The organism is Thalassospira lucentensis, assembly GCF_011806425.1.
Lineage (GTDB): Bacteria > Pseudomonadota > Alphaproteobacteria > Rhodospirillales > Thalassospiraceae > Thalassospira > Thalassospira lucentensis_B.
The window spans coordinates 289,089-312,480 of sequence record NZ_JAATOV010000006.1; the positions used below are offsets into that span (position 1 = coordinate 289,089).

At 53.2% G+C, this 23,392-nt stretch carries 22 protein-coding genes and 3 tRNA genes; 19 read left to right on the plus strand and 6 right to left on the minus strand.

What is annotated here, in order from left to right; translation table 11 throughout:
* Positions 1-80: 80 nt before the first annotated feature.
* Positions 81-1,253, plus strand: a complete 1,173-nt coding sequence (locus tag HCZ99_RS17940; RefSeq protein ID WP_167448377.1) for an aminotransferase — start codon at positions 81-83, stop codon at positions 1,251-1,253.
* Positions 1,254-1,346: 93 nt separating this feature from the next.
* Here HCZ99_RS17940 and HCZ99_RS17945 read toward each other — a convergent pair whose 3' ends face one another.
* Positions 1,347-2,348, minus strand: a complete 1,002-nt coding sequence (locus HCZ99_RS17945; RefSeq protein WP_167448378.1) for a Gfo/Idh/MocA family protein — start codon at positions 2,346-2,348, stop codon at positions 1,347-1,349.
* 360 nt (positions 2,349-2,708) lie between these two features.
* Between HCZ99_RS17945 and HCZ99_RS17950 the strand changes: the two genes are divergently transcribed.
* From HCZ99_RS17950 to pyrC, 4 genes are all read left to right on the plus strand, one after another.
* Positions 2,709-2,785: transfer RNA gene (locus HCZ99_RS17950), tRNA-His, on the plus strand.
* A 241-nt stretch (positions 2,786-3,026) separates the two neighbouring features.
* The gene (locus tag HCZ99_RS17955) at positions 3,027-4,037 is read left to right on the plus strand and encodes a serine hydrolase domain-containing protein (RefSeq protein WP_167448379.1); all 1,011 of its coding nucleotides are present in this window, start codon (positions 3,027-3,029) and stop codon (positions 4,035-4,037) included.
* Between the two features lie 202 nt (positions 4,038-4,239).
* Positions 4,240-4,878, plus strand: a complete 639-nt coding sequence (locus HCZ99_RS17960) for a hypothetical protein (protein ID WP_167448380.1) — start codon at positions 4,240-4,242, stop codon at positions 4,876-4,878.
* Between the two features lie 160 nt (positions 4,879-5,038).
* Complete coding sequence (gene pyrC / locus HCZ99_RS17965) at positions 5,039-6,082, plus strand: dihydroorotase (RefSeq protein WP_167448381.1); 1,044 nt, start codon at positions 5,039-5,041, stop codon at positions 6,080-6,082.
* Positions 6,083-6,231: 149 nt separating this feature from the next.
* Here the strand turns inward: pyrC and HCZ99_RS17970 are convergent, their stop codons facing one another.
* The gene (locus tag HCZ99_RS17970; protein ID WP_167448382.1) at positions 6,232-7,149 is read right to left on the minus strand and encodes a putative metalloprotease CJM1_0395 family protein; all 918 of its coding nucleotides are present in this window, start codon (positions 7,147-7,149) and stop codon (positions 6,232-6,234) included.
* 207 nt (positions 7,150-7,356) lie between these two features.
* Between HCZ99_RS17970 and HCZ99_RS17975 the strand changes: the two genes are divergently transcribed.
* Positions 7,357-8,205: a DUF547 domain-containing protein gene (locus HCZ99_RS17975; RefSeq protein WP_254869724.1), complete on the plus strand. Its 849-nt coding sequence runs from the start codon at positions 7,357-7,359 to the stop codon at positions 8,203-8,205.
* Between the two features lie 63 nt (positions 8,206-8,268).
* Here the strand turns inward: HCZ99_RS17975 and HCZ99_RS17980 are convergent, their stop codons facing one another.
* Together HCZ99_RS17980 and HCZ99_RS17985 are read right to left on the minus strand one after the other, a co-directional pair.
* The gene (locus HCZ99_RS17980) at positions 8,269-8,712 is read right to left on the minus strand and encodes a GNAT family N-acetyltransferase (protein ID WP_167448383.1); all 444 of its coding nucleotides are present in this window, start codon (positions 8,710-8,712) and stop codon (positions 8,269-8,271) included.
* A gap of 117 nt (positions 8,713-8,829) precedes the next feature.
* Complete coding sequence (locus tag HCZ99_RS17985; RefSeq protein ID WP_167448384.1) at positions 8,830-9,075, minus strand: hypothetical protein; 246 nt, start codon at positions 9,073-9,075, stop codon at positions 8,830-8,832.
* Positions 9,076-9,399: 324 nt separating this feature from the next.
* On the opposite strand from HCZ99_RS17985, the gene HCZ99_RS17990 reads away from it, so the two are divergent.
* The 10 genes from HCZ99_RS17990 (at position 9,400) to HCZ99_RS18035 (ending at position 18,045) form a co-directional block, all read left to right on the plus strand.
* A complete protein-coding gene (locus HCZ99_RS17990; RefSeq protein ID WP_167448385.1) occupies positions 9,400-10,395 on the plus strand; it encodes a DMT family transporter in 996 nt (331 codons plus the stop codon).
* A 150-nt stretch (positions 10,396-10,545) separates the two neighbouring features.
* Positions 10,546-13,365 carry a DNA gyrase subunit A gene (gene gyrA, locus HCZ99_RS17995; protein ID WP_254869725.1) on the plus strand — a complete coding sequence of 940 codons (2,820 nt, stop codon included), beginning with the start codon at positions 10,546-10,548 and terminating at the stop codon, positions 13,363-13,365.
* Positions 13,366-13,376: 11 nt separating this feature from the next.
* The gene (gene coaD / locus HCZ99_RS18000; RefSeq protein WP_167448387.1) at positions 13,377-13,904 is read left to right on the plus strand and encodes a pantetheine-phosphate adenylyltransferase; all 528 of its coding nucleotides are present in this window, start codon (positions 13,377-13,379) and stop codon (positions 13,902-13,904) included.
* A gap of 62 nt (positions 13,905-13,966) precedes the next feature.
* Positions 13,967-14,470, plus strand: coding sequence for a peptidylprolyl isomerase (locus tag HCZ99_RS18005; protein WP_217701527.1), 504 nt, complete (start codon positions 13,967-13,969; stop codon positions 14,468-14,470).
* Positions 14,471-14,622: 152 nt separating this feature from the next.
* Positions 14,623-14,698 (plus strand) — tRNA-Lys (locus HCZ99_RS18010).
* A 314-nt stretch (positions 14,699-15,012) separates the two neighbouring features.
* Positions 15,013-15,088, plus strand: a tRNA-Lys gene (locus HCZ99_RS18015).
* Positions 15,089-15,343: 255 nt separating this feature from the next.
* On the plus strand, positions 15,344-16,228 hold the full coding sequence (locus tag HCZ99_RS18020; protein ID WP_167448389.1) for a MotA/TolQ/ExbB proton channel family protein: 885 nt from the start codon (positions 15,344-15,346) through the stop codon (positions 16,226-16,228).
* A gap of 23 nt (positions 16,229-16,251) precedes the next feature.
* Positions 16,252-16,641, plus strand: coding sequence for an ExbD/TolR family protein (locus HCZ99_RS18025; RefSeq protein WP_167448390.1), 390 nt, complete (start codon positions 16,252-16,254; stop codon positions 16,639-16,641).
* A complete protein-coding gene (locus HCZ99_RS18030; protein WP_167448391.1) occupies positions 16,638-17,048 on the plus strand; it encodes an ExbD/TolR family protein in 411 nt (136 codons plus the stop codon). The genes HCZ99_RS18025 and HCZ99_RS18030 overlap by 4 nt, the downstream gene beginning before the upstream one ends.
* 1 nt (position 17,049) lies before the next feature.
* Positions 17,050-18,045 carry an energy transducer TonB gene (locus tag HCZ99_RS18035; RefSeq protein WP_167448392.1) on the plus strand — a complete coding sequence of 332 codons (996 nt, stop codon included), beginning with the start codon at positions 17,050-17,052 and terminating at the stop codon, positions 18,043-18,045.
* Between the two features lie 95 nt (positions 18,046-18,140).
* On the opposite strand, the gene HCZ99_RS18040 is transcribed toward HCZ99_RS18035, so the two are convergent.
* Positions 18,141-19,466 carry a globin-coupled sensor protein gene (locus tag HCZ99_RS18040; protein WP_167448393.1) on the minus strand — a complete coding sequence of 442 codons (1,326 nt, stop codon included), beginning with the start codon at positions 19,464-19,466 and terminating at the stop codon, positions 18,141-18,143.
* Positions 19,467-19,707: 241 nt separating this feature from the next.
* Here HCZ99_RS18040 and HCZ99_RS18045 point away from each other — a divergent pair, with 241 nt between their 5' ends.
* From HCZ99_RS18045 to HCZ99_RS18055, 3 genes are all read left to right on the plus strand, one after another.
* Entirely contained in the window at positions 19,708-20,226 is a 519-nt protein-coding gene (locus tag HCZ99_RS18045) for a hypothetical protein (protein WP_167448394.1), read from the plus strand.
* A 159-nt stretch (positions 20,227-20,385) separates the two neighbouring features.
* Complete coding sequence (locus HCZ99_RS18050; RefSeq protein WP_167448395.1) at positions 20,386-21,477, plus strand: TRAP transporter substrate-binding protein; 1,092 nt, start codon at positions 20,386-20,388, stop codon at positions 21,475-21,477.
* A 298-nt stretch (positions 21,478-21,775) separates the two neighbouring features.
* The gene (locus tag HCZ99_RS18055) at positions 21,776-22,876 is read left to right on the plus strand and encodes a TRAP transporter substrate-binding protein (RefSeq protein ID WP_167448396.1); all 1,101 of its coding nucleotides are present in this window, start codon (positions 21,776-21,778) and stop codon (positions 22,874-22,876) included.
* A 109-nt stretch (positions 22,877-22,985) separates the two neighbouring features.
* Here HCZ99_RS18055 and HCZ99_RS18060 read toward each other — a convergent pair whose 3' ends face one another.
* Positions 22,986-23,378, minus strand: a complete 393-nt coding sequence (locus tag HCZ99_RS18060) for a hypothetical protein (RefSeq protein WP_167448397.1) — start codon at positions 23,376-23,378, stop codon at positions 22,986-22,988.
* Positions 23,379-23,392 lie beyond the last annotated feature (14 nt).

Below are 23,392 nucleotides of genomic sequence, written 5' to 3' on the forward strand. Positions count from 1 at the left end.
TGAATGAACATCGCCGGATGCCACGTTGAACCACCATGGCGCCACCTCCGGTGACAGGACCATAAAGAAAAGGACGCCTCATGACCGAATTTGTCGGTAATCCTCTTTTTGCTTCGGGCGGCATCACGATTTTTGAAGTGATGAACGAACTGGCCCAAAAACATCAGGCCATCAATCTGGGGCAGGGCGCACCGGATACCGATGGTCCGGCCGATATCCGCGAAGTCGCGGCCAAGGCAACCATGGAGCTGTCCAACCAGTATCCGCCACTTGCCGGCGTGCCAGAATTGCTTACTGCCGTGGCCGACCATAATAAGCGTTTCTATGGTATCGATGTTGATCCCAAAACCGAAGTCCTTGTTGCCGTTGGCGCGACCGAGGGATTGGCGGATGTGATTTTGGGCCTTGTTGCGCCGGGCGACGAAGTCATCCTGATTGAGCCGCTTTATGACAGCTACCTTCCAATTGTGAAGCTGGCCGGTGGGATTCCCAAGCTGGTGCGCGTAACCCCGCCGCACTGGGATTTGCCGCGCGAAGAATTGGCTGCGGCGTTTTCTGAAAAGACCAAGCTGATCTTGGTGAATTCGCCGCAGAACCCATGTTCAAAAGTTTACGGCGACGAAGAACTGCAATTCATCGCGGATCTTTGCATCAAGCATGATGTGATTGCCCTGTGTGATGAGGTCTATGAGCACCTTGTCTTTGACGGGCGCAAGCATAAGCCTCTGATGACCTTCCCGGGCATGCATGAGCGTACCGTGCGCATTGGATCAGCGGGTAAAACCTTTTCGCTGACGGGCTGGAAAATCGGCTATGTCACCGCCTGTGCGCGCTTGATGGAGCCGATTAAAAAAGCCCATCAGTTCCTTGTCTTTACCGTGCCGCCGGCATTGCAGCACGGGGTGGCCTTTGGCCTGAACAAGGAAGATGCCTATTTCGAAAACTTCACCGCCGAAATGCAGGCCAAACGCGATTATCTGATGAAGGGTCTTAAGGAGGTCGGGTTTGATGTTCTCGATTCCCAAGGCACTTATTTCATCAGCTGCGATTTCCGCCCGCTTGGCTATGATTGTGACGATGTCGAGTTTTGCCAGATCATGATCAAAGAAGCCGGTGTGGTTGCGATCCCAGTTTCCGCCTTCTATCAGGGCGAAGACGGCGGTGTGCGCCATTTCGTTCGCTTCTGCTTCTGTAAGGAAGAGGCCAAAATGGCCGAAGCCATTGAACGCATGAAAAAGGCGTTTGCGAAATAACGATATCGTTACGCAAGACGTCTTAAATGACAAAAGCCGCAAAGCATGAGCTTTGCGGCTTTTTTGTTTTCGGCGCTATGGAAATTTAGCCGATCAATGATTGACCATTTCCCAGCTGCCGGTTTTCGAGGACCGGGCAAGCGCATCCAAAATCTGCATATTGGAAATCGCGTCTTCAATCGGATAATCAACCGGGCTTTCGCCCTTAAAGATCGCGGTCGCAGACTCCCCTTGCAGGGTATAGTGATTGCAGACCGGGAATTTGATTTCGCGCGCATCGTCAAAGCCGGGCTGCTTTTGTCCTGCGACGCGAATAATGGCCGGGTTTTCGGGAATGGGGTTAAACGGCATCAGGATTTCAATGCGTCCTTCTGTACCCAAAATATGCACCCGCTGCACTGCTGCTGACTGTGTGCCGCAGACAAAGCTTGCCTGAAGGCCTGATCCAAAATCAAGCATGCCCGATACAAGACGATCTGTGCCAAATTTTGGGTCTTTATCCATCAGCGATACGACGCGCACCGGCTCCTTGCCGGTAACATAACGCGGGCCGACAACGCAGTAACAGCCAATATCAAGCAACCCGCCGCCGCCGATATCCTTCTTGTTGCGGACATCGTTTGGATCGGTGTTGAAATAGGTAAAGATGCTTTGCACCGTGGTCAAATCACCGATCTGACCGCTTTCAATGATTTTGCGTGCCTCATTCCATTGCGGATGGTGGCGGATCATGAAGGCTTCAAGCACTTGCTTGCCGCTTTTATCCCGCGCTTCAATCAGGCGTTTGGCATCATTGGTGTCCAGTCCAATTGGCTTTTCGCACAAGACATGCTTGCCAGCTTCAAGCGCCTTGATGGTCCATTCGACATGCAAATGGTTGGGCAGCGGATTATAGACCGCCTCGATCGAAGGGTCGGCCAGAAGGTCCTCATACGCACCATATGCGCGCGGAATACGAAGATTCTCGGCGACCTCGCGGGTTTTACCAAGATCGCGGCCCGCAATCGCCAAAACTTCAAGCTGATCGCTTTCCTGCATGGCCGGAATAACCTTTTCCGTGCCGATCTTGGCGGTGCTGATAATGCCCCACTTCATTCCGATACTCCGTCTGTTTTTTCTCGTTCGTGGCCCGCACGGTTACGCACAGGCAATCCAGACAATATAGCACAATGTCGGGCCTTAAAATGTCGGCTCGTGGTCCGGCCCGAACCATAAGTGCTTCATCTGGATATGATATTGAGGTGCATTAATTAAGGCATATGACGCGACATGCAAGATGTTCAGACGGGTAGGTTGGGGGATTTGTGAGGCAAATCAATCCTGATTTACCTGAGCAAAGACTGCGACCCCGCAAAAATCGGGGCTTTGCGCTTTATCTAAGAAATTGCAGCAAAAAAGTGAAAATATGCGCTTGACGTAACAGGCCTCGGGCCATATAAACCGCGCCACACGATGGCGGGTGTAGCTCAGGTGGTTAGAGCACCAGTTTGTGGCACTGGGGGCCGTGGGTTCAAGTCCCATCACTCGCCCCATTGTGAAAAGGTCAGGCAGAAATGCCTGGCCTTTTTCGTTTCTGGTCTCAAAACACTGCGACAAGATCTTGTTCGGCTTGTTCGGTTTTGGGTGATGTCACATTGTTGACTAAATAATTCCAAATAATAGATTTTTCTTCCGGGCCGATTGACTGGAAAGTGGTGCGGTGTCGCCCGTGGTCATATGGACTGCGCATAGTATGGATACGCACATCATCCCTACCTCCAAGGAGAGATGGATATGCCCAGCGAAAGACCAAACCCGATACTAACCCGTCGTGCCTTTTCGGCGACCCTCCTGGGGGCGATGGTTGTTCCCTTTGCCGCCAAAGCCTTCGCACAGGCGCCGTCCGACATTCGTTCGCGAATTGCTAACATGTCCCAGCTTCATGCAATTCTGGTACAGCGCGGTGATGAGGTCATCGTCGCCGAAGCACCCCGAGGGCGCGGCTTGGATCGGGGTGCGAATATCAAGTCCTGCTCAAAAAGCATCGTCGGTCTGCTGACGGGCAGCGCGATCGCGGCGGGGGCGATCCCGTCTGTCGATGCCACCATCGGCGAAATCGCGCCGTCTCTCATTCCGTCGGACGCAACACCCGGTGTGGAAAACCTGACGATTGAAGATTTGTTGACGCTCAGGGCCGGGCTAGAGAGTACATCAGGGCGAAACTACGGCGCTTGGGTCGCGTCCGACAACTGGGTGGCCTCTGCGCTGCGCCGCCCCATGGTCGCAACCCCAGGCGGGCGTATGATCTATTCCACCGGTACCACGCATATCCTTGGCGCTGTGCTTACGGTTGCGACAGGAAAAAGTCTGCTCGCGCAGGCGCGCGATGTCCTTGGTCAGCCGCTCGGTATTGAAATTCCAGCTTGGACACAAGATCCACAGGGCTACTATTTTGGCGGTAACCAGATGGCGCTGACACCGCGCGGAATGTTGCGCATCGCGACCATTATGCGGGATCAAGGCCGCTTCAATGGCGACCAGATAATTCCGGCCGACTGGATCGACCAATCAACCCAAGCCCATACCCGATCACCTTATTCGGGGCTTGATTATGGCTATGGCTGGTTCCTGACGCGAAGCGGCTTCATTATCGCACGCGGCTATGGCGGCCAGGTCATCGCAGCAAACCCAGAACAGGATCTGGCGGTGGCCATTACCTCTGATCCGACATCGCCGGCACGATCCGGCGGATATTTTGGGGATCTGATGGATCTGCTTGAGGGGCCAGTGCTTTCACTGGCCTGAAAGAAGCGCCAGTGCGCATGTGAAACGGGTGATGGGCAGTATGAAGTAGGAGATTGTACCTGTCACCTTTTGTCATCGCTTGCTCCATTTGCGAAAAGGTCAAACAGAAATGCCCGACTTTTTCGCGTTTAATCTCCTTGTATTTGAATGAGCACTATTGAATGTTCTTTGATGGAGTCCTCATCAATGGAGTGTTCGCGGAATGGATTTCATCGAGTTGTTTAATTCATTTGATCTCAGTAGTTCAAATGGATCGTTCTTTTTTAGTGCATTGGTTGCAGTGAGCTACGGGTTGGCTGTCAGTGCTTTCGCGAAACGCTTAAAAGGTTTGAAGGCTAAGCGCGAGAATGCGTTCATGGAAGCGTTGAGGAACTCTTTGGAGTTTGATGAACTTCCCAGCTTTTCGAATGTAGAGAATATGTATTTGGCAGCTACTGGTGCGGCAAGTGGAGAGTTAGTTAATAAGTCGCGTCTAGCAACTCATCTGCGTAAGATGATTCTGGAGCTTTATGCGAAGAAGCGATGGACTGATGGGGAAGTTAGTCGAGGCAGTTTCGCGCGCAAAATTGAATTATTAAGTGGGTTTATTGCGATTGCTGAAACGGCAGCTCCCTACGGAGATTTGCCCGATTTGGAGCGAAGTCTAGTACAGGATGCTGAGGCGTTTCTTGTAGGCGCTGACTACGATGGAGTTCGCAAGAAGCTTGGGGAGTTATCTCAAGCTATATTGGTGCGCGAGGATGGTTTTCAGAAGCTTCAAAAATTAAATCGTTGGACGACAGGCTTATCTATTCTCGGGTTTGTATCTACCGTTGTGTTTGGTCTACTATCCGTGATTTGAGACAGGTTATCAGATCATGACGCATGCTATTATCCTGTCTAGGTTGGCGAGCAGGTGGGGCTTTGTGCTGAATGCCTTTTGTTTCACATTTCTGCGCCAATCTGCTAGGTAACGCTCCATATTTCCCAAACGGGTTCATTGCTTGCCAGGAGATCGCCCCATGTCGACCAATCGCATCACCCTTCGCCGTCCAGATGACTGGCATTTGCATTTACGTGATGGCGATATGCTTAAAGCGGTGATTGGCGAGACATCAGAGCATTTTGCCCGTGCGATCATTATGCCCAATTTGGTGCCGCCGGTGGTCAAGACGGCAGATGCCGTGGCCTATCGTGACCGGATTACAGCCGCCATCCCGTCTGGGCATGATTTCACCCCCTTGATGACGCTGTATTTGACAGAGGGGACCAACCCCGATGACGTCGAAGAAGGATATAAGTCCGGCGTGATCAAGGCGCTTAAGCTTTACCCGGCCGGGGCGACCACCAATTCCGACAGCGGTGTGCGCGATTTTGATAAGGCGATGCCTGTCCTTGAGCGGATGGCCGAGCTTGGCATTCCGATGTGTGTGCATGGTGAAGTCACCGATCCCGAGATCGACATCTTTGACCGTGAAGCGGTGTTTATCGACCGGGTTCTGGATCCGTTGCGCAAGCGTTTGCCAGAACTGCGCGTGATCATGGAACACATCACGACCGAAGACGGTGTCGAATATGCCAAAGCCAATGACAAGAATTTGGCGGCGACAATCACCACCCATCACCTGATCATTAACCGAAATGCCATGCTTGTTGGTGGCATTCATCCGCATATGTACTGCCTGCCGGTGGCCAAGCGCGAAAAGCATCGTCTGGCGCTGCGTGCCGCGGCAACCTCGGGCGATAGCCGTTTCTTCCTCGGGACTGATTCAGCGCCGCATACTGATGCGCGCAAAATAAGCCCGTGCGGCTGTGCCGGTATCTTTACCGCCAATAATACAGTGCAGCTTTTGGCGCACGTGTTTGAACAGGAAGACGCGCTTGATAAGCTTGAAGGCTTCGCGTCGCTCAATGGTCCGCAGTTTTATGGGCTGCCGGTTAATGCCGATCAGATCACCTTGGAAAAACGTGAAGAGCCAGCGAAGTTTGCCGCCAAGATCGAAACCGGCGATGGCCCGGTCACGGTCTTTGACCCGGGCTTTGAGGTGTTCTGGCATTACGCTTGATCCACGGATCCAGAACAGTCTTAGATAAAGCAGACAAAAGCGGCGCCAAACGGGGCCGCTTTTTTCGTTTGGATGGTTGGCAGGGATTGGGGCTGATCGGTCATGTCATGAGGCGCTGCGCATTGTCGCGGAGCTGGTAATATCTGCAATTAACCGCTGATGTCGATTTTACCGGATGGGGCATTTAAGCCAATCGCATTGCGATAGCTTTCGGCAGCCGCACTGGCCTGGGAAGCGATCATGGCGGAGATATTCATCGACGCACCTTTGGCGACAGTGAAATCCGCGGCTGAGCTGCCCGGAACCGATGCCGCACGTGAAATCGCCGCCTGATTGGCGATGGCGGCAGCGCCTTCTAATCCTTCAATCGGATGGAGGCTGACTTTCCCACCCGTCGCATAAAGCCGCCCGTCCGGTCCGGTGCTGTAGCTATAGCTGATCATGCCGGCATTCGCCCCGGCAAGTGTCTGATGGCTTTCTTCTTCGGTGCGAACGACAGCATCCCGTGCGCGAAGGTCTTGCACAATTTCGCGCTCATTCGCCGTCAGAAGGGCCGGGTTGGACGTTGGCTGGCGCGCCTGTATTGGTGTTTCTTCGCGTTCTTGCTGTTGGCGTTCGGCGGGGCTGCTGGCATCTGTTTCCGGGGTGGAGGCTTCGCCCTCTATATCGCGCGGATCAAGTTGTTGGATAACCGTGACAACCGACGCGGCACTTTGAACCGGGGCTGGTTGCGACGGTGCAGATGTGGCTGGCGGTGTGGTTTGGGCGGCGGCTTGTTGCGGTTGCGATTGTCGGGCAAATCCTTGTGCGCCGATATTTTGCCCGCGGGTGTTTGGTGATGCTTGCTGCGTGGACGGTTCCGGTAGGGACAGCGGTGGGGCGATGGTTGATGCCAGCGGCACAATCGCAACGGCGGCGGGTTTTGTTGTTGGCGCAGCATTTCCCGACCCGCCCGATCCATTGATCGACGGTTGGCTCCCGGTGCCGGGCAGGGCGCGTGTGGCTATGACTTGGCCAAGTTGCCCACCACTTCCGGGGATAACCTGTATAGCACCTGCCTGTATCATGGGGGTATTATACCCCAACTTGGGGTTAAAAGTACATTGGGTCGTTTTCGGTGCTGCGGTATGTGTTGCCCGCGCGGGGCCAGGCTGATGATGCAGATCACGCTGGTTTGATGTGACGGTGTGGTCGCCCAGGGATTATGACTGAGATTATGACTGATTTCCCAATCTTGTTTCCTAAACTCGTTTACTGGCCCCGACTGAAATGTGATGGCGATGATGCGTTTGTCGATCTTGATGGTTTTAATTCTGTTGGCCGTTCCCGGTGCGGTCCGTGTCGCGCATGCCGCGCCAAGTGCGGACCTTTGGCCTGATTGGCAGGCCCATGACGACGCCAGCACAGAACAAATCGATCATGGCGCATGGCAAGCTGTGCTGGATCGCTATCTGGTGACAAAAGAGCCCGGTGTTACCGCGTTTGATTATGCGGGGGCCAAGAAGGATGGCTATGACGCGATATCGGGGTATGTCACCGCAATGACAAAGGTCGCGGTAAGCGGTCTTAGTCGGGATCAGCAATTTGCCTATTGGGTGAATTTGTATAATGCCCTGACGGTGCGTGTGGTGCTTGATCACTATCCGGTCGCATCAATCCGCGACATTGATATCTCGCCGGGGCTGTTTTCATCCGGGCCGTGGGGCAAAAAGCTGATCACGGTGGAGGGCAGGACACTTAGCCTTGATGACATCGAACATCGTATCTTACGCCCGATCTGGCAGGACCCGCGCATTCATTACGCGGTGAATTGTGCGTCTGTTGGCTGTCCCGCGTTGGCGGCAAAGGCCTATAACGCCGCAACACTGAATGATCAGCTTAATCAGGCGGCAGCCGGATTTATCAATCATCCACGCGCGGTTCAGCGCAATAAGGATGGGGGGTTCGTTCTGTCGCAGCTTTATGATTGGTATCGTGATGATTTTGGCAAAAGCGATGCGGATTTTATCGCCCATCTCAAACGCTTTGCGGGGCCGAAGTTAACCGAGGCCCTTGGTGATACGGATGAGCTTGATATTGCCGGGTATCAATATGATTGGCGACTGAACGATACCCGGCCATAGTTTTGCGTGTGGGCGCAAATCTTTATGGCCGGGCGTTCGTCGCGTGTGGTGATCTAAATGCGGTTAAAGCATCTTGCGGTATTGGACGAAGCCTGACTTGTCGCCAATGCGATCATACAGCTTCATCGCGGTGACATTGTCTTCTTGTGTTAGCCAATAAACGCGTGCGGCAGATGCATTCTTGGCATGGTCATACACATGTTCGATCAGTTTACGACCGGCCCCAGTTCCACGCGTGTCTGGGGCGACAAACAAATCCTGCAAATAACAATAATCCCCCGCCGTCCAACAGGACCGATGATAGATCCAGTGAACCAACCCAACCGCCTTGTTATTCTGCCACGCGATGGCAGCGTGCATCGGTTCATTCGGGTCCAAAAAACGGGCCCAGCTATGATCACTGACCTCAGCTGGGATATCGGTTTTATAGAATGTCTGATAGCCGCGCCAAAGCGGCAGCCAAACAGCATGGTCGTCCGGGGTGACGGGGCGAATTTCAAAGCTCATAACGCAATCCTTCTTGGCGGGGCACATTGGCTTGCGCGCGGTGGTGCGCGTTTGATCAAGCCTAGGAACCTTGCCGTTGTGCGGTAAGAGCCAATTACAAGAAACTTGCGGGGCCAATCACGCCGCTTGGTGGCGGACGTGACGGTCGGACGGTGATTTCGACGCAAGGCGCGGGCGGTTTGGCATTGCCGTGTTTGCGTTTGTCCGTTCCGAAGCGGCGGGTGACGGTGCGCTGGCGTGATTAATTTGCGCAATCGTGTGACGGACGTCACTTGCGCAAACACCGTCATAGCGCATTAATGCCTGCACGATCGGGTCGGCAAGCATCTCTTCGACCGTTAATTCCTGATCAACATAGCTCATCTGCTCATATTCCCATTTTTTTATTACGCACACTATATTGCTATTGAAAATCATTCGCAAGTGTAAAGTTGTGTCCGATGTGTCGTTTTCGACTTTAAGTCTTGTTTTTGCGGCGCGTTTTCCGGTTCTGTTGAATTGGCCCGCCAACCGTCGGGCCGTTGACCGTGGTGATGCGGGGGATTCCCCGCTGATTTGTGCGCCGCACTGTTAGCAAGGCCTTGCCTCTATTTTCTTGATTCTTTGATGCGTCACCTCTAACGCTGGTGTCTGGTTTTTCACTGCCGTGATAAAGCCCAATAAATATGGCAAAAACAGGCTCTGAAAATGACGCGTCCGGGAATTCGTGAATATGTTTTGCTGCTGCTGTTGGCAGGCATGTGGGGCAGTTCGTTCACTTTCATTAAGATCGGTGTGCATGCCTATTCGCCGCTTGTCGTTGCGGGTGGCCGGTTAACCTTTGCCGCCCTTGTGCTTTGGGCGTTTGCCTGGTTTCGGAAATCCGATTTGCCGCGCGGGAAAAAGGCGTGGTTGTCGGCCTTTGCGATTGCCTTGATCGGCAATGCCATTCCGTTCTTTTTGATCAGCTTTGGCGAAACCAATGTCGATGCGGGGCTTGCGGCCATTTTAATGTCGACCGTGCCGCTGACAGCGGTGGTACTGGCACACTTCTTTACCGATGATGAAAAGCTGACCCTTGGCAAGGTGATTGGCATTGTGCTGGGCACTGTCGGCGTTGTTGTTTTGGTTGGGCCTGAAACCTTGTCGGGGCTTGGTGGCGATTTCTTATTTCAGTTGGCGATTTTGATTGCCGCGGTGGGCTATGCCATTTCATCGCTCATATCGCGCAATCTGCGCGATCAGCCGCGCATTGGATCGACGGCGGTCATTTTAACATTCGCTTCGATGATCTTGATGCCCTTTACCCTGATCATTGATCAGCCATGGACCATGGCATTTGATCTTACGGGGCTGCTGGCGATTTTGTATCTTGGCGTGTTTCCGACCGGCATTGCGATGTTCTTGATCCTACAATTGGTCGCATCTGCCGGGACCAGTTTTTTGGTGTTCAATAACTATCTTGTGCCCGCGGTCGGGGTGCTGATCAGCTTTATTGTCTTAAACGAGGTGCCCCAACCAAGCGCGTTATTGGCGATGGGCATTATTTTGATCGGCATCGCCGCATCGCAGGTTCGATTTAAACGAAAATCCCTTCTGGTCGAAAAGGATGGTACACAGGGCGATCCGATTACGCCGGTATTGGAAAAAGATCATCGCGAAACATCCCATTCATCCCGCGCGAAAAGCCAAAAAAAGGGATAAAAATCGAACTTTGTCGTCCAATAAAGACAGATGGGATTTGTCAATATTGTTTGTAGACGACAAACCTGATACTTTCCGCCTTTCTGGTCCGGCATGTGCCTGTATATGGGTGTGTGTCACGCCGATTGAATCATTTCAGATCAAGCGTTTATGAGGTCACGGCCTTTGTCCACCAAAGAGACCAATTCCGAGAGCCGCGATATTTTCCCGGTATCCATCGAACAAGAAATGCGCCGAAGCTACCTCGATTACGCAATGAGCGTGATCGTCAGCCGTGCGCTGCCTGATGTCCGAGACGGCTTGAAGCCGGTGCATCGACGTATTCTGTACGCCATGCACGAGAACGGATTTGATTATAACAAAGCATTCCGCAAATCGGCCCGTGTGGTCGGGGACGTGATGGGTAAATATCACCCGCACGGCGATAGCGCGATCTACGATGCAATGGTCCGCATGGCGCAGAACTTCTCCATGCGTTTGCCGCTGATCGACGGGCAGGGGAACTTTGGGTCCATGGATGGCGATAAAGCCGCCGCCATGCGTTACACCGAAGCGCGCATGGCAAAGTCCGCGCACTTCCTGCTTGACGACATCGATAAAGACACCATCGATTTCCGCGACAACTATGACGAAACGACCAAGGAACCATCGGTTCTGCCGGCCCGTTTCCCCAATATGCTGGTCAATGGTGCTGGCGGTATTGCGGTGGGTATGGCAACCAACATTCCGCCCCATAACCTGGGCGAAGTGATCGATGGTTGCATGGCCTATGTCGATGATCCGAACATTTCCATCGAAGGATTGATGGAATTCGTTCATGGTCCGGATTTCCCGACAGGCGCGCTTATTCTGGGCCGCTCGGGCATCCATTCCGCATTTAAAACCGGCCGTGGGTCGGTGATCATGCGTGCACGTACCCATGTCGAAGAAGTCCGTGCCAACCGCGAAGCCATCATCGTGACCGAAGTTCCCTATCAGGTGAACAAGGCCAGCTTGATGGAAAAGATCGCGGATCTGGTCCGTGACAAAAAACTCGAAGGCATTTCCGATCTGCGTGACGAGTCTGACCGTTCAGGCGTGCGCATGGTGATCGAACTTAAACGCGATGCCAATTCCGACGTGGTCTTGAACCAGTTGTTCCGCTTTACCGCGCTGCAGACGTCTTTTGGCGTGAACATGCTGGCGTTGAATCGCGGTAAACCGGAACTGATGAACCTGAAAGAAATCATTCAGGCATTTGTCGAGTTCCGCGAAGAAGTCATTACCCGCCGGACGATCCATCTTCTCAAAAAGGCTCGTGACCGTGCCCACGTTGTTGTGGGTCTTGGTATTGCGGTTGCCAATATTGACGAAGTGATCAAACTGATCCGTGGTGCCGCCGATCCGACGGTTGCCCGTGAACAGCTGATGGCGCGCGATTGGGCGGCTGGCGACATTGTGCCGCTGATTGAACTGATTGCGGATCCGCTTCAGGTCGGCTCAAGCGACGGGCAGTATCGCCTGTCCGAAGCTCAGGCCCGTGCGATCCTTGAACTTCGCCTGCACCGCCTGACCGGTCTGGAACGTGATAAAATCGCGGCCGAATTGACCGAATTGGGTGAGAAAATCAAAGACTTCCTTGATATCCTGGCCTCGCGTGAGCGTAAGCTTGATATCCTCAAGGATGAACTGACTGAAATGCGCAACGAGTTCGCCAACGAACGTCGTAGTGAAATTCAGGAAGGCGACTTTGAACATGACATCGAAGATCTGATCGCACGTGAAGACATGGTCGTGACCGTGTCGCACACCGGTTATATCCAGCGTGTTCCGCTTTCGACTTATCGCGCACAGCGTCGCGGTGGCAAGGGGCGTTCAGGCATGGCGACCCGCGAAGAAGATTTCGTATCCAAACTGTTTGTGGCCAATACCCATACACCGGTGCTGTTCTTTAGCTCCGAGGGGATGGTCTATAAAATGAAGGTCTGGCGTCTGCCACAAGGAACCCCGCAATCGCGCGGTAAGGCCCTTGTGAACATGCTGCCACTGTCTGAGGGTGAATATATCACCACGGTTCTTCCGCTTCCCGACGAGGAAGAATGGCCGAACCTGCATGTGATGTTTGCAACCTCGACCGGGAATGTCCGTCGTAACAGTCTTGCTGATTTCGTGAATGTGAAATCAAACGGCAAAATCGCCATGAAGCTTGAAGAAGATCGTGGCGACAAGCTGATCGCGGTTCAGACCTGTACCGATGATGATGATATCTTGCTGACCACCCGTAAGGGTAAATGCATTCGTTTCCGTGTGACCGATGTCCGCGTATTTACCGGCCGTAATTCGGTTGGTGTCCGTGGTATCCGTCTGGCAGACGAAGACGAAGTTATCGCAATGTCGGTTCTGTTTGGTAACCACGTTTCGATGGAAGAACGCGGTGAATATCTCTCGATTACCGGCAAACTCCGCCGCGAGGAAATCACTGCTGACAACCTTCCGCTCGAAGTGCTGTCCGAAGACCGTTATCAGGAAATTCTCAGCGGTGATCAGATGATCCTGTCTGTGACTGAAAATGGCTACGGCAAGCGGACCTCGGCGTACGAGTATCGTGTTACCGGGCGTGGCGGTCAGGGCTTTGCCAATATCGAAATGTCTGAACGTAATGGCGACGTTGCCGCATCCTTCGTGATCGAAGAAGGCGACGAGCTGATGATGGTCACCAATGGTGGCAAAGTCATCCGTATGCCAACCCACGACATTCGTATGGCGGGTCGTAAGACACAGGGTGTGACACTGTTCCGTACAGCACAGGACGAAGAAGTCGTTGCTGTTGAACGTCTGTCCAACCTTGGTGGCGACGAAGAACTCGAAGGCGAAGAAGGCATTGTGGACGGCATTGAAAATGCTGCCCCAGTTGCGGATGACGCCGTACAGACCAGTGCTGAAGATGCCGGTGATGCACCGGAATCGGATGGTGTAGACAGCGACGATTAAGTGGAAGTTCGATGACTGAAATGTCTTCTACAGCCCCGCGTATTGGGATCTATCCGGGTACTTTCGATCCGGTGACCCAGGGGCATATGGATATTATTCGTCGTGCGACCCGAATTGTGGACCAGCTTATTGTCGGCGTTGCGATCAACGCCGGCAAAGGTCCAATGTTCGGTGTCGACGAACGCTGTAAGCTGGTCGAAGAGGCCCTTAAGGCCGCCGGTGGCGAGGTTGCTGCCCGTACCTCGGTAAAGCCATTTTCTTCGCTTTTGATGCAGTTCGCCCAAGAAAACGGATCCAGCACGATCCTTCGTGGTCTTCGTGCTGTGTCTGATTTCGAATACGAATTCCAGATGGCCGGGATGAACGCCCGGTTGTCCCCGGAAGTTGAAACCGTCTTTTTGATGGCTTCTGAAAAGCAGCAGTTTGTTTCTTCGCGCTTTGTGAAGGAAATTGCCCGTCTGGGTGGGGATGTGACAGAATTTGTCCCTGCCAACGTGCTAACCCGCCTGCATCAGAAGCTTGCAGAGGAAAAGGAATAACGCAGGCCATGCGTCTTATTCGTCTTTTATCACTATTTTTACTCGCACTAGGAATTGTAACCATGTCCAACGCAAACGACGCCAGCGCGCAGGACCTGGAAAACACGCTGTATCTTGATCTAAAAGATGGTCGCGTTGTGATCCAGCTTCGGCCTGACCTTGCGCCAAACCATGTCGCCCGTATTAAAGAGCTGACCCGTCAGGGCTTCTACGATGGGCTGAAATTCCATCGCGTTATTGATGGCTTCATGGCGCAGACCGGCGATCCGGCTGGCAATGGTACTGGTGGTTCGGGTCAAAAGCTCAAAGCTGAGTTTTCCAACGAGCATCATGCGCGTGGCACGGTTTCCATGGCCCGTTCGGCCAGCCCCGATAGTGCCGATTCTCAGTTCTTCATCTGCTTGGCGGATGCACCGCATCTTGATGGTCAATACACCGTCTGGGGTGAGGTGGTTGAAGGCATGGAATATGTCGATATGATCAAAAAGGGTGCTTCATGGGCAAATGGCTCGGTCGCGGACCCAGATCACATCATCAAAATGCAGGTTGCAGCAGACGCTGAGTAAGCGCGCACTGCGATCAATCACAACCGAAAGCCGTCCCTTTGTGGGGCGGCTTTCGCGTTTTAGGGCTTGAAAGCATAAAAAGCGGAAAAATATAGAAATGAGGTGTTGACCAGCGCGCGCTGTGCCATTAAAACGCGCTTCACCAACAAGACGGGCCCGTAGCTCAGTTGGTAGAGCAACTGACTTTTAATCAGTTGGCCACAGGTTCGAATCCTGTCGGGCTCACCAAAAAGCCTCTGAAACCTTTCCGGTTTCGGAGGCTTTTTCTTTTCCGGAATATCATCCCTTCTTTTTACGAAATATCGCCCCGACTTTTGTTTCGGACGTCTTTGTGTCTTATCGGACAGTTCGCTGCCAGAACATGCTTCGATCCGGTGTGGGGTAGGGGCTCAATTTGACCTTTTGTGACAGTTTTTTTGACCGGAAAAACCCCGGTTTTTAAGCGGTTTTTCCCTTAAATAGTAGCAAGCATGCAATTTCCTTTAAAAAGGGGGGTTGACCGATTGCGCTAGGCCCATTAAAACGCCGCTCACCAACGTTGAGGGCCCGTAGCTCAGTTGGTAGAGCAACTGACTTTTAATCAGTTGGCCACAGGTTCGAATCCTGTCGGGCTCACCAATTCAAAACCCCTGGAACCATAAGTTCCGGGGGTTTTGCATATCTGGGCTTTGCCCGAACCTCCCCAATTGCTGCCGATTGCAAAATGCGTTTGCCTGCGATGCTTCGCCACACGGCAAACCATTAAGAAAACGACGCAAATCGACGTGTTGCGATTGCATCGCAATTCTATTTCATGTAAAGAATGCAAATCAGTTTCAAATGCACTGGAGCAGGTCATCCGGTGATGATCACATTTTTGATCGGAAGAGATACATGCCTGAACCCGTAAATCCATCGGTCGCATCCAACGATGCACAGACCCCGTCGACTGCGAATGATGCCGCAACCTCCACCGGGGCCGACACCGGAACAGCAGCCGAAACCATCGGTGCGGACGGAACCGTCTCGGTCGATCCGGGCACCGGATTGCCGGTCGATACAACGGCGACCACGCAAGTTGCCGTTAATGACGGTTTTCTGAGCCTGCCTGTGATCGAGCAAGTCGACCGTGCTGGCGTTGTTGGCTGGGTTCTGGCGGCCATGGCGCTGATCGGACTGGTGCTGTTCTTCTATAAGCTTGTTGGCTTCTTGCGCCGTGGCGTGTTTGCCGACGGGTTTGTCGGGGATGTCGAAAAACACCTGACCAATGGGGACGAAGCCCAAGCAGCTGACTTGCTTGCACGTCGTCGTCACCCGGCGGCCCGGATTGGTCTTTCGGGCTTGAACCTTTCGGTTTCCTCCGCGGCGGAGCGCGAAGCGGCCTCTGATTTGATCGGCGCACGCGCACGCAAGGAAATCGACGGTCTCAATGGTGGTTTGCGCATTATGTCGGCCATCGCGGTCCTAAGTCCGCTATTGGGCCTTTTGGGGACGGTGATGGGCATGATCGAAGCGTTCCAGAAAATGGAAGGTGCTGGCAGCCGCATTGATCCATCTGTTTTGTCGGGCGGTATTTGGTTGGCTCTTTTGACCACGGCAATCGGTTTGGTCGTCGCAATCCCGGCAACTGCGTTTCATATGTGGATGCAAGGCGTTATTGGCCGTGCAGCGGCTGTTATGGAAGACGTCTGTACCATGGTGGTCAATCGGGACGAATTGTCGCACAGGGCGCGTCAAAAGGCCTCTAACGTGTCTGAGCTGCGCCACGCGGCTGAATAGAAACTTACCCCGGAATACGCCCAATGCAATTGCGCGAACGTAATCGCGGCTCTTCGCCGATGATCGGTCTGACGCCGCTGATTGATGTCGTCTTTATTCTGCTGATCTTTTTCATGCTGGCATCAAGCTTTCTTGATTGGAAGGGCTTTGAAATGTCGGTCGCCATCACCGATGGCAAATCGACCAGTCAAAGCGATGTCCGCCCTGTGACAATCGACGTCAACGCCAATGGTGCGCTGTCGCTTAATGGCGAAGCTGTATCGCTTTCTGGCTTGCCGCAGATGTTGCTGCGCGATCATTCCGATGCACCAGTTCGCCTGCGTCCTGTGAATGGGGCCAGCTTGCAGCATCTGATCAATGTGATGGATGCCTTGGGGCGTGGTGGCGTAACAAACGTGGATCTGGTCGAATGAAGCGCCGTCGTATCAATATTGCTGATGACAGCCCCGCCCAGGAACCGATGTTGCCCCTGATCAACATCGTCTTCTTGCTTTTGATCTTTTTCATGATCGCGGGCAGCCTGCAAAAACTAGGGCCTTTTGACGTCGACCCACCGGCAAGCCACACCGCCGAAAGCCAGCCCGAAGATACGATTGTGGTTTGGTTCGGGAAGGGTGGCGAAGTTGGCCTTGGTGATCACACCGGCACACTTGAAAATCTTTCGTCGTTTTTACCTGAGGATTATATCGGGCGTCCGGTCGAAATTCGTGCAGACCGCAGCACCGATGGCGCAAAGGTTGTCGCCTTGCTTAAACGTTTGCAGGAACTTGGCGTCGACAAGGTCCAGTTGATGACGGCGATGGAAGCAGAACAGGAATGACATGTCAAAACGCATAGATTTCTTGATCGCAACCGGTTTGACCGGGTTTGTCTTGGTGGGGGGCGTCGTGTTGGCGATGCCTGATCCCAAGCCGTCTGGCTGGGGCGGGGCTGGCAATGTGCAAAGCATTAGCATTTCACTTGGCGCAGGCCAGGCAACAACGGGCGAAGCCGAAACCGATCAGCAAGCAGCTGATTCTGTCGAAAGCCGCGTGGCCGAAGAAACGGTCGAGCCCCAAGAACCAGAAGCAAAGCCAGAGCCGGTCAAAGAACCAGAGCCAGTGACCGAGCCAGAACCCGAGCCGCAAGAGGCATCTGAGCCCGTTGTCGAGCCCGAACCTGAGCCCGAACCGGTCGTCGAAGAAGAAGTCGTCGAGCCGGAACCGGAAGCAGAGCCTGAGCCGGAACCAGAAATTTCCGAACCTGTGGCTGTGCCGCAACCCGAACCCGTAGAGGTTCAAAAGCTTGCCGACGTTTTGCCCGTACCGGTAAAGCCAAAGCCACCAGTCGAGAAAGCCAAGGCCCCAGAACCGGTTAAAAAGGCCGAAGCACCTAAAACGCAGAAGCCGGAAAAGACATCGGAAACGGCCACCGCACCGCCAGCAGGCTTGGTCGATTCCAGCCATTCCGAAGGCACGGTGGGGAAAGCCGCCCAAAGTCAGGCTGCAAGCTCGTCCAGCGGAAGTGGTGGCGGGGCAGCAAGCCGTGCGGCCATGGTGGATTACCAATCATCTGTTCTTGAGATGCTAAATCGGTACCGCGAATATCCCGAACGTGCAAAACGCCGTCGCATCGAAGGCCAAAATACAGTTCTTCTTGTGATCGCACGCGACGGTACCATTGAGGTGTTTGAAATGACATCGGGCAGTGGATCGCGTCTGCTTGATCGCGAAACGCAACGCATGATCGAACGGGTTAAAAAGTTTCCGCCTTTCCCCGATAGCATGACGGAAGACAAAATTAGCCTGTCCGTCCCGGTGATCTATAACATCCGATAGGTCGGTCAACAGCAGATCAGTTTGAAACGAAAACAGGCGCAAGGAGCGATATCCTTGCGCCTGTTTTGCGAATTAAAGTTTATCGGCCGTATAGCTTAGCTGTCTGATGTCAGACGGGTGACAAAGGCATCCACATCGGCGCGCAGCTGTTCTGAATTACGCAAAAGCGTTTTGGCGACTTCTGAAACTTCTGACGCGACGGAGCTGGTTCTGCTTGCCGTTCCGTTCACCGTTTCAAGGCTGGAATTCACTTCTCGATTGGCCGATGAAACCGTGTTGATATTGCCACTGATTTCCGTGGTCGCGGCGGCTTGCTGCTCAACGGCGGCCGAAATGGCGGTTACTGCCTCAACGATTGATCCAATTTGCTCTGCCACCCCGCGGATGGCACTCACGGCGGCACCGGTGCTGGCTTGGACCGAATCAATTTGTGCGGTGATGTCGCCGGTGGCTTTTGCTGTTTGATTGGCAAGGTTTTTAACCTCGCTTGCAACAACCGCAAATCCCTTGCCGGCTTCCCCCGCGCGTGCGGCCTCGATCGTTGCATTCAGGGCCAAAAGGTTGGTCTGGCTGGCGATCTTGTCAATTAAATCAACAACAGTCCCGATCTCTTCGGCGGCAACGTTAAGCGCTTCAATCGTCTCTGTCGTGGTTTTGACCGATGTCTCCACCTCGTTCGAAATGGTAGAGGCGCGCGCAATCTGACTGGAAATCTCGCGGATTGAACTATCAAGTTCCTCAGCAGCACCAGCAACCGTCGTGGCGTTGTCCGCGGAAATTTCGGCGGCCCCCCGGGCTTTTTCGACCTCGGACTGGGTTTCATTCATGCTTGCCATCAAGGTGTCTGATGCTTGTGACATCTCGTTGGCTGATGCCGCAACCGCCGAAACAACCGATCCAATTGTTGTTTCGAACTCTGCCGACATTTCATTGAGCATGCGGTTATACGTATTCTGCGTTTCTTCGTAATAGACGGTGATCGCCATCTCAACATCGACCAACAGGGCATTGGTTGCAGCCACAACCATCTGGGAAACATCAGAAGAACGTTTGAAGTTTGTGAACAAAAGTTCGGAAAGCTCGCCCAGCATAAAATTATACGCGGACACATACGATTCCGGGGTTAAGCCAATGCGTTCGTGCGCCTTGCCGATACGCCGCACATCGTCATAAAACGCATCATCAAATGTGCCTTCAAACAACTTGGCCCAGTGTTTGCGCTGAGCGTTTTTAAGGCCTTCAATATTGGATGGATCACCAATGATCTTGGCCAGTTCTGGTCGGCCCATGACTTTTTTGTAAAATTCATCAAGAATGGGCCCGATATTCTTATCGATAACCGGCCACGCCTTGCGGAGTAGCTGTGATTTCGTTTCGTTAAAGCCAATAAAATCAAGTCTACGTTGAAGCTCCGGATGCATAATCTATCCTTTGGTGCAGGTCTATACCTATGGCCGGTTGAATTTCAAGCTTCTAGTGTAAATTGGGTGTCGCTCGTTCCTGAAAACTATACATAGGTATATGTTATGGTTTTTGTGTACGTGAATATGTATCTGCGAAGTGTCTTATGCACGCAAGAGTGGATTTAATTTTTCCCAAAAAGCGTTTTTGTGCGTCGTCTCTGTGGTGACTTATTTTCATGACCCCAAGAGGTAGCGCAAAATGCCAATCAATCCCGACCAACTCCGCACACTCGTTGTTCGCCCGGTTCTTGCCGCGTTGGATTTGTCCGCACCCGATGTCGCAGAAAACCTTTTGATGGGAACGGCAGCCCATGAAAGCCATCTCGGTGACTTCATCAAACAAGTGGGGGGCGGTCCCGCGATGGGCATCTATCAGATGGAGCCTGCAACCCTAAATGATTGTTACGAAAATTACTTAAATTACCCCGGCCGTGCAGACCTTAAGGCAAAGGTCGATGCGTTTCTGGCGCAAAGCCCGATGACGTCTGACACAAATGGCGCGCCAGCCGGGCCGGACAAGGCGACCCAGCTTGCGACGAATTTGGCCTATGCCACAGCGATGTGTCGCATCCGCTATTACCGCGCCCCTGCAGCGATGCCATCAGATGCAAATGATCTTGATGGTTTGGCGGCGTATTGGAAGCAATATTACAACACACCTCTTGGCGCGGGGACGACCCAACAATTCATCGCCGACTACCACCGTTACATTGGATAAGCGGGCGTCAAATTCCAGCGTTCCGTAACGTCGGTGAAAAAATTATCCACCGATATCGCAAAAATAGTGGAAACAGACGCCTGTTTTAGCCAAAATCCCCTAATGGGCGTCGGTGGGCGCGCAAAAAACCACCAAATTATAATAATTTAGGGGATTCACATGAAACGTCGTCAGTTCCTAAAAGGGGCCAGCGTTGGCGTCGGTGCAGCCGCCGCATCGGTTGTCGCACCAGCAGTTGTTTCAGCACAGGAAAGCGTAAATTGGCGCATGGTTATGCCATGGCCAAAAGGCACGCCGGGCCTTGGGACCAACGCCGAACGATTCGCGACCATGGTCAAGGAAATGTCCAATGGCCGTTTGACGATTACCGTCTATGGTGCTGGTGAAATCGTCCCGCCGTTCGAATGCATGGACGCGGTCGAGCAGGGCGTGGTCGAAATGGCGCACGGCACACCATATTATTGGCAGGGCAAAAACCCGGCCCTGAACTTTTTCTCGACCATTCCGTTTGGCCTGACCGCGTGGGAGCTTTCAAGCTGGCTGCGTTTTGGCGACGGACAGAAGCTTTGGGAAGAAGCTTACGCAGAATTTAACGTTGTTCCGTTCTATGCGGGCAATTCCGGCATGCAGGCTGGCGGCTGGTTCAACAAGGAAATCAATTCACTTGATGACCTTCAAGGCCTTAAAATGCGCTATGCCGGTTTGGGGGGCGAAGCCATGCGCCGTGTCGGCGCCAATGTCAGCATGATCCCGCCGGGCGAAATTATGCCTGCCATGCAGTCTGGCGCAATTGACGCAGCAGAATGGGTTGGCCCGTGGAACGATTTGGCGTTCGGTCTTTATCAGGTTGGTAAATACTACTACACGCCTGCCTTCCACGAACCTGGTCCGGGGCTTGAGATTTTCATCGCCAAGGACAAGTTCGAAGGTCTGGCGCCAGACCTTAAGGCGATTGTCCGCTGTGCGGCACAGGCGATTTCTGAAAACACCCTTGCGGACTTTACCTTTAATAACCTGCAATCCTATCAGCCGCTGATCGACAAAGGTGTTGAAGTTCGTCAGTTCCCAGATGACGTCATCATGGCCCTTGCCGAGCAATCCAAGGCGGCCGTGGATGAAATCGCCGCCCAGAACGATCTTTCGGGCCGTATCGCTGCAAGCTACCTTGATCTTGTTAAAAAAGGTGCGCGCTATGGCAAGGAATTCGAAGCAACCGGCTTGATGCAACGCGCGAAAGTCTGGGGATTTTAAGACCCGATAATCGCCCGATAAATCACGCGTCAAACCCGTGACAGCATTGCCTTCAAAACGTCTCGCGTCTTGCGAAAAAAGGGGGCAGTCATTTGGCTGCCCCTTTTTGTTTGCAATTTGCGGGTGAATTTTGCTTTACACAAAATCGATGGTATGCAGTCTACGGGATGCTGCGTCCCGCAAAGATGAATTGTTGGGCGCGGCAAAAAACGTAACTTTGGGTTCATGCTGGGTCACGAAATTACCTTCGTGGCTGTTTAACGCAAAATTTTACCAATAAAAGATTGGGAGCCTCACTATGAAACGTCGTCAGTTTCTGAGCGGCGCCGGTGTTGCAGCGGGCGCGTTTGCCGCGACTGCAGCCGCACCTGCGATCGTCAAAGCCGAAGAAACCATCAATTGGCGTATGGTTATGCCGTGGCCAAAGGGCACACCGGGCCTTGGTGCCAATGGTGAACTGTTCGCCGAACGTGTGAACAAAATGTCTGGTGGTCGTCTGAACATCACCGTGTATGGCGCTGGCGAACTGGTTCCAGCTCTTGAGTGCATGGACGCGGTCGAGCAGGGCGTTGCCGATCTTGCGCACTCCACCCCGTATTACTGGTTCGGTAAAGATCCGGCTGTTTCGTTCTTTACCACCATTCCGTTCGGCCTGATGGGCTGGGAACTTTCCGGTTGGCTGCGCTTTGGCGGTGGTCAGGAACTTTGGGATGAACTGTATTCCCAGTTCAACGTCAAACCGTTCTTGGCCGGTAACACAGGCCTTCAGGCCGGTGGTTGGTTCAACAAGGAAATCAACAGCGTTGACGACCTTCAGGGCCTTAAAGTCCGTTATGCCGGTATCGGCGGCGAAGCCATGCGTCGTCTGGGTGCAAACCCGACCTTGCTTCCGGCGGCTGAAATTCTGCCAAGCTTGCAGTCTGGCGCCATTGATGCGGCAGAATGGGTTGGCCCGTGGAACGATTACGCGTTCGGTTTGGCCAGCGTTGCCAAATATTACTACACCCCGGCATTCGCCGAACCGGGTTCAGGCATCGAAGTCTTTATCAACAAAGATAAATTTGCTGAACTGCCAGAAGACCTGCAGGAAATCGTTGCTGTTGCCGCACAGGCCAACACCGATCAGACCCTTGCGGACTTCACGTTCAATAACATTCAGTCCTATCAGGCGATCCTCGATAAAGGCACGGAAATCCGTCACTTCAATGACGATCTGATCCTGGCCTTTGCCGACGCGTCCAAAGCCGCGATTGAAGAAATCGTTGCCAAGAACGAGCTGAATGGCCGTATCTACGCATCGATGATGGACTTTGCCAAAAAAGCCGCGCCATACGGCAAGGAATTTGAGGCAACCTCACTTCTGCAGCGCGCCAAGGTCTTTGCCCGCGACGCTTCCTGATTTCAGGATATCTGATGATAAAATAACAAAGGCCGGCACCTTTGGGTGTCGGCCTTTTTGTTTGTCTGCAATTTGTTTTGCGTAAACGCAGTAAGTTGCCGCGATGGGCTTAATGAACGGTTACTTGTTCCGGGGCGGCGGGCAGGTCAAAGGTAAAGGTATCTTGGTCCTTTAATTCCTCATTTGCGGCACGCTTAACAAGCTCAGCTGCCAGAACAAGCGACGTCTCAATCGTCCATTTAAGCTGCGCGACCGCACCTTCATTCCCGGCATTAAGGGCCTCGGGCAGGATGCGTTCTTGCAGGAACTTGGCAACACCGGCAAAGGCGCGCGCGGCACTTTCACAGTTATTGCGTTCGACCATGAACCGTCCGGTTTGCTCAATCGCATCGGCGATGCCAGCCAGATGGCCCATCATGATGCGAATTTCGCGGTCCTCTGTTTCGGTCTTCTTGGCAACGAAACGCAAAATTCCGGCGTAAAATCCGTAATCGGAAGCCATGTAAACAACTCTCT

Coding starts and splice junctions, on each gene's coding strand:
- HCZ99_RS17940 (WP_167448377.1), top strand. CDS start 81: ATGACCGAATTTGTCGGTAATCCTCTTTTTGCTTCGGGCGGCATCACG.
- HCZ99_RS17945 (WP_167448378.1), bottom strand. CDS start 2,348: ATGAAGTGGGGCATTATCAGCACCGCCAAGATCGGCACGGAAAAGGTT.
- HCZ99_RS17955 (WP_167448379.1), top strand. CDS start 3,027: ATGCCCAGCGAAAGACCAAACCCGATACTAACCCGTCGTGCCTTTTCG.
- HCZ99_RS17960 (WP_167448380.1), top strand. CDS start 4,240: ATGGATTTCATCGAGTTGTTTAATTCATTTGATCTCAGTAGTTCAAAT.
- pyrC (WP_167448381.1), top strand. CDS start 5,039: ATGTCGACCAATCGCATCACCCTTCGCCGTCCAGATGACTGGCATTTG.
- HCZ99_RS17970 (WP_167448382.1), bottom strand. CDS start 7,149: ATGATACAGGCAGGTGCTATACAGGTTATCCCCGGAAGTGGTGGGCAA.
- HCZ99_RS17975 (WP_254869724.1), top strand. CDS start 7,357: ATGGCGATGATGCGTTTGTCGATCTTGATGGTTTTAATTCTGTTGGCC.
- HCZ99_RS17980 (WP_167448383.1), bottom strand. CDS start 8,712: ATGAGCTTTGAAATTCGCCCCGTCACCCCGGACGACCATGCTGTTTGG.
- HCZ99_RS17985 (WP_167448384.1), bottom strand. CDS start 9,075: ATGAGCTATGTTGATCAGGAATTAACGGTCGAAGAGATGCTTGCCGAC.
- HCZ99_RS17990 (WP_167448385.1), top strand. CDS start 9,400: ATGACGCGTCCGGGAATTCGTGAATATGTTTTGCTGCTGCTGTTGGCA.
- gyrA (WP_254869725.1), top strand. CDS start 10,546: ATGAGGTCACGGCCTTTGTCCACCAAAGAGACCAATTCCGAGAGCCGC.
- coaD (WP_167448387.1), top strand. CDS start 13,377: ATGACTGAAATGTCTTCTACAGCCCCGCGTATTGGGATCTATCCGGGT.
- HCZ99_RS18005 (WP_217701527.1), top strand. CDS start 13,967: ATGTCCAACGCAAACGACGCCAGCGCGCAGGACCTGGAAAACACGCTG.
- HCZ99_RS18020 (WP_167448389.1), top strand. CDS start 15,344: ATGCCTGAACCCGTAAATCCATCGGTCGCATCCAACGATGCACAGACC.
- HCZ99_RS18025 (WP_167448390.1), top strand. CDS start 16,252: ATGCAATTGCGCGAACGTAATCGCGGCTCTTCGCCGATGATCGGTCTG.
- HCZ99_RS18030 (WP_167448391.1), top strand. CDS start 16,638: ATGAAGCGCCGTCGTATCAATATTGCTGATGACAGCCCCGCCCAGGAA.
- HCZ99_RS18035 (WP_167448392.1), top strand. CDS start 17,050: ATGTCAAAACGCATAGATTTCTTGATCGCAACCGGTTTGACCGGGTTT.
- HCZ99_RS18040 (WP_167448393.1), bottom strand. CDS start 19,466: ATGCATCCGGAGCTTCAACGTAGACTTGATTTTATTGGCTTTAACGAA.
- HCZ99_RS18045 (WP_167448394.1), top strand. CDS start 19,708: ATGCCAATCAATCCCGACCAACTCCGCACACTCGTTGTTCGCCCGGTT.
- HCZ99_RS18050 (WP_167448395.1), top strand. CDS start 20,386: ATGAAACGTCGTCAGTTCCTAAAAGGGGCCAGCGTTGGCGTCGGTGCA.
- HCZ99_RS18055 (WP_167448396.1), top strand. CDS start 21,776: ATGAAACGTCGTCAGTTTCTGAGCGGCGCCGGTGTTGCAGCGGGCGCG.
- HCZ99_RS18060 (WP_167448397.1), bottom strand. CDS start 23,378: ATGGCTTCCGATTACGGATTTTACGCCGGAATTTTGCGTTTCGTTGCC.